The following is a 4,224-nucleotide window of genomic DNA, read 5'->3' as shown; positions in this document are numbered from 1 at the left end:
GCCTCGCGCAGGGGCGCGAGGGCCTCGGCGGGGAGCGCGTCCAGGCCGCGGGCCTCGATGTCGGCGCGGGCGGCGTCGAGCTGGGCCTGGCCGTCCTCGAGCTGCGCGGCGGCGTCGGCGAGCTCCTGCTCGCCGGCGTCCGCCTGGGCGCGGCCCTCCTCGATCTCGGCGCGGCCGGCGTCCACCTGCTCGCGCCCGTCCACGAGGGCCTGCTCGCCGTCGGCGATCTCCTGCCGGCCGTCGGCCAGCGCGGTGCGGGCGTCGTCCTGCTGGGCCTGCACCTCGAACGGGTCCACCACCGCGTCCACGGCGTCCTGGCCGGCCACCTCGTCGAGGAGGGCGGCCACGGCGTCGCGCTGCGCGTCGGTGAAGGGCTGTCCGTCCTCGGTGGTGAAGACCACCTGGCCCATGCCGCGGGAGGCCTCGGGGAACTCGTCCTGGAGGCGGTCCGTGACCTGGGCGGTGGGGGTGCCGGGGATGGTGACGTTGGAGGAGAGGGTGCCGCCGAAGGCGAGGAATCCGCCCACGGCGAGGGCCAGGGCGAGCACCCAGGCGAGGATCACGGTCAGGGGGCGGCGTGCGGCGCCGAGGCCGAGCCGGTAGAGCAGCTTCGCCATGGGAAGGGGAGGTCTCCGTGCGATGGGGATGTGGGGGGCGCGGCGACACGCGGCGCGCGCTCCCATCCTACATCTAAACGGAACGATTCGTTCCGGTCTTGGCGGCGTGAGGGCGCGGTAACGGCGTCTCACCAGGGCTGTTGTGCCCGGTACGATCTCGCAGATGGAAACGCGTCGCACCCCCCTCGATCCCGCCGGGCCGCCCGGCACGGAGGACGTCGCCCCGCGCCGGCGCGGCCGCCCTCGCAGTCAGGCGTCCCGCGAGGCCATCCTGCGGGCGGCCTCCGAGCTCATGGGCCCGGGCGGGCACGCCAAGCTCACCATGGAGGGCATCGCGGCCCGCGCCGGGGTGAGCAAGCAGACCGTCTACCGCTGGTGGAAGACCAAGGTGGACGTCCTCGTGGAGGCCGTCGGCGCCGGCTACCTCGTCCTCCCCCTGCCCGTGATCCCGGACACCGGCGACCTGCGCGAGGACCTCGCCCACTGGCTGCGGGAGATGCAGGAGGAGATCGACGGCGGCGGGGCCACCCATCTCTCCCAGTCGCTCGTGGCCGCGATCGCCACCGCGGACAGCCAGAGCCGTCAGATCCACGGCATGCTCGTGGCCCCGGTGCGTGAGCAGCTGCACGCCCGCTTCCGCTCGGCGCGCCTGGGCGACGGCGTCGACCGCGAGATGCTCGCGGAGACCGTGGGCGCCCAGCTGGTGATGCGGGTGCTCTTCGCCGAGCCCACGGACGAGGAGTGGGTCCGGCGGCTGCTGGACCTCGTCGCCCCCGAGGGCAGCTGACGCGCACGGCGGCGTCGCCGGCGCCGTGCGCACCGGCCTGTGCGTCGGCCGTCCGGCCGGCGCCGCTCAGGCGGAGGGGAGCCGCACCACCAGGTCGGCGGCCGCGCGGGGGTCGTGCCGGTCGAGGTAGGCCTCCTCGTGCGCGGCCCACCGCTCCCAGTGCGGGGCGTACGTCTCCCCGTCCCGGGCCAGCGCCCGGGAGCGCCGGGCCGGGGTCTCGAGCTCGAGCCACACCGCCAGGTCCAGCAGCGGGCGGGCGGCGGCGCTGAGGGCCCCGACGCCCTCGCACACCACCACGTCGGCCGGGCCGATCGCCGTCGGCTCCCCGGGGGCGCCGCGGTGCCAGTCCCACGCGCGCCAGGCGGCCGTGCCGTCCGCGTGGAGGGCCCGCAGCGCCGCGGGGTAGGGCCCGCCCTCGTCCACGGCGGCGGCCAGGCCGTCCCAGCCGGGGTACATGGACTCGATCCGCAGCACGGCCACTCGGGCGAACGGGGCGAGTCGCGCGGCGAGGGCGTCCGCGAGGACGGTCTTGCCCGCGCCGGAGCGGCCGTCCACCCCGATCAGGACCGGCCGGCCCGGGCCGGGCCCGCTCATCCGGGCACCGGTGCCGCGGGGGCGTCCGGCGGCGCCTGCAGGGCCGCGGTGGCCGCCTCGATCACCCGCAGGGCCGCGCGCAGCTCCTCGGCGGTGAACGGCGTCAGGGCGCCGCTGATGCGCAGGGACAGGGGCAGGAACGCGGCGGCGCCGTCGCGCCGGGCAGAGTCGGTGTGCTCCACGAGCACGCGGCGGCGGTCCACGTCGTCGCGGCGCCGGCGGGCGTGCCCGGAGGCCACCAGGCGGTCGACGACGGCGGTGGTGGCGGCGCGCGTCAGGTGCAGGTGGGCGCCGAGGTCGGTGGCGGTGACCGGCCGGTCCTCGTCCGCGCACCGCATGAGGTGGGCGAGCGCCTTGAGGTCGGTGCGGTGCAGCCCGATGCCGCGGCCGGCGTCGTCGACCGCGTGCTCCGCCCCCTCGCTGAACGCGCGCAGCGCGTGGACCACGGCGACGTGCTCCGCGGGGTCGGGGGCGGGCTGCGGGGTCATGGGCGGAGTCTAGCCAGGGGCAGGTTGTTCGACCGTCGAACGATCGCCTAGGCTCGGGCCCATGCGCACCCCACCGGACCTCTCCGCCCTCCGCTCCCCGGACGCCCGACGCGCGGCGGGGTCCGCCGACCCGGACTCCGCGGCCGGGCGCCCGGAGGGCCTCGGCGCCTCCGCCGCCGGCCGCGACGGCGAACGCACGGACGGGGGGACGGGCGATCGGACGGGGGAGCGGACGGCCCGGCGCCCCTCCGCGTGGCTGCGCTTCGGCCTCGCTGCCGCCCTGTTCGTGGTGTGGTTGGCGGTGATGGGCCTGGGCGGGCCGACCTTCGGCAAGATCGGCGACGTCTCCTCCAACGACCAGTCCACGTTCCTGCCCGCCTCCGCCGAGTCCACCCGCGCCGGCGAGGAGGCCGCGGCCTTCCGCGGCGGCGAGGCCGTGCCCGCCGTGATCGTGGCCGAGGCCGACCTGTCCGACCCCGCCCAGGCATTCCCGGCGCTGGGGGGCCTCGCCGAGACCCTGCGCGGCGTGGACGGCGTCACGGACGTGGCCGGGCCGATCCCCGCCGAGGACGGCGAGGCCGTCCAGTTCCTGGCCTTCGTGGACTCCTCCGACGGGGCCGAGCGCGAGGTGGCCGACGTCGTCGAGGACCTCAAGGGGATCCTCGCCGACCCCGCCGCGGCGGACGCCGACCTGGCGGACACCGTGGCCGCGGACGCCGACTGGCACCTCGGCGGCCCGGCCGGCCTGGCCACCGAGCTGGTCGGGGCCTTCGCAGGCATCGACGGGCTACTGCTGCTCGTGGCGCTCGTGGTGGTGTTCGTGATCCTCGTGATCGTCTACCGGTCCGTCCTGCTGCCGATCCTCGTGCTGCTCACCGCCGTGGGCGCGCTGTGCGCCGCCATCCTGGCCGTCTACGGCATGGCGGTGGCCGGCTGGATCCAGCTCAACGGGCAGGCGCAGGGCATCCTCTCGATCCTCGTGATCGGCGCCGCCACGGACTACTGCCTGCTCCTGGTGGCCCGCCACCGCGAGGAGCTGCTCGTGCGCGAGGAGGTCACTGCCTCCCTGCTCGCGGCGGTGCGCGGCTCGTTCGGGGCGATCACCGCCTCGGCCTCCACCGTGGCCCTCGCCCTGCTGATCCTGCTGGTCTCCGACCTGAACTCCAACAGCTCGCTGGGGCCGATCGCCGCCACGGGCATCCTCTTCGCGTGGCTGGCCGCCCTGACCCTGCTGCCCGCGCTGCTGCAGCTGGCCGGCCGCGCCGCCTTCTGGCCCACCGTCCCGTCGCCGGAGAACGCCCGCCGCCGGGCCGCGCGCCGCGCCGAGCGCGGCCGCGCGTTCGTCCAGCCCGAGGACGCCGCTGGCCGTCCCATCGCCGGCCTCGAGGAGGACCACGGCGTGTGGACGAAGGTGGGCGCCGCCGTCGCCCGCCGCCCCCGCCCCGTGTGGCTGGCCACCCTGGCGGTGCTCCTCGTGATGTCCGCGGGGCTCCTGCAGCTGCAGGCCAGCGGCGTGGCCCAGGAGGACGTCCTGCTGGGCGAGTCCGACTCGCGCCAGGCCCAGGCGCTGCTCTCCGAGCACTTCGACGCCGGCTCCGGCGCGCCCGCGCAGATCGTGGCCCCGGCCGAGGACGCCGACGCGGTGCTCGCCGCCGTCGAGGCGGACCCGGGCGTGGCCGAGGCGTCCGTGACCACGGACGAGGCGCCCGCCCCGGCGGGCCCGCCGCCGGGCGTGCTC

General features: G+C 77.1%; 4 protein-coding genes and 1 pseudogene. 2 read left to right on the top strand and 3 right to left on the bottom strand.

Annotated elements, in window-relative coordinates:
- Positions 1 to 617, bottom strand: a pseudogene (locus NWP10_RS10770) (hypothetical protein); the annotation flags it as partial.
- A 163-nt stretch (positions 618 to 780) separates the two neighbouring features.
- Between NWP10_RS10770 and NWP10_RS10765 the strand changes: the two are divergent.
- Positions 781 to 1,404 (top strand): TetR/AcrR family transcriptional regulator, encoded by a 624-nt coding sequence (locus NWP10_RS10765; protein WP_017489676.1) that lies wholly within the window; start codon positions 781 to 783, stop codon positions 1,402 to 1,404.
- A 66-nt stretch (positions 1,405 to 1,470) separates the two neighbouring features.
- Here the strand turns inward: NWP10_RS10765 and NWP10_RS10760 are convergent, their stop codons facing one another.
- Together NWP10_RS10760 and NWP10_RS10755 are read right to left on the bottom strand one after the other, a co-directional pair.
- Positions 1,471 to 1,998: a hypothetical protein gene (locus tag NWP10_RS10760; protein ID WP_017489675.1), complete on the bottom strand. Its 528-nt coding sequence runs from the start codon at positions 1,996 to 1,998 to the stop codon at positions 1,471 to 1,473.
- Entirely contained in the window at positions 1,995 to 2,486 is a 492-nt protein-coding gene (locus NWP10_RS10755; protein ID WP_184173645.1) for a MarR family winged helix-turn-helix transcriptional regulator, read from the bottom strand. Before NWP10_RS10755 ends, NWP10_RS10760 begins: the two co-directional genes overlap by 4 nt.
- Before the next feature lie 61 nt (positions 2,487 to 2,547).
- On the opposite strand from NWP10_RS10755, the gene NWP10_RS10750 reads away from it, so the two are divergent.
- Positions 2,548 to 4,224 (top strand): MMPL family transporter (locus tag NWP10_RS10750; RefSeq protein ID WP_258300901.1); only part of this gene is annotated, 1,677 nt, incomplete at its 3' end.

The organism is Micrococcus sp. HG099 (assembly GCF_024723355.1).
Lineage (GTDB): Bacteria > Actinomycetota > Actinomycetes > Actinomycetales > Micrococcaceae > Micrococcus > Micrococcus endophyticus.
The sequence above is the reverse complement of the archived record's forward strand: the minus strand, read 5'-3'. Positions and strand labels throughout refer to the sequence as shown.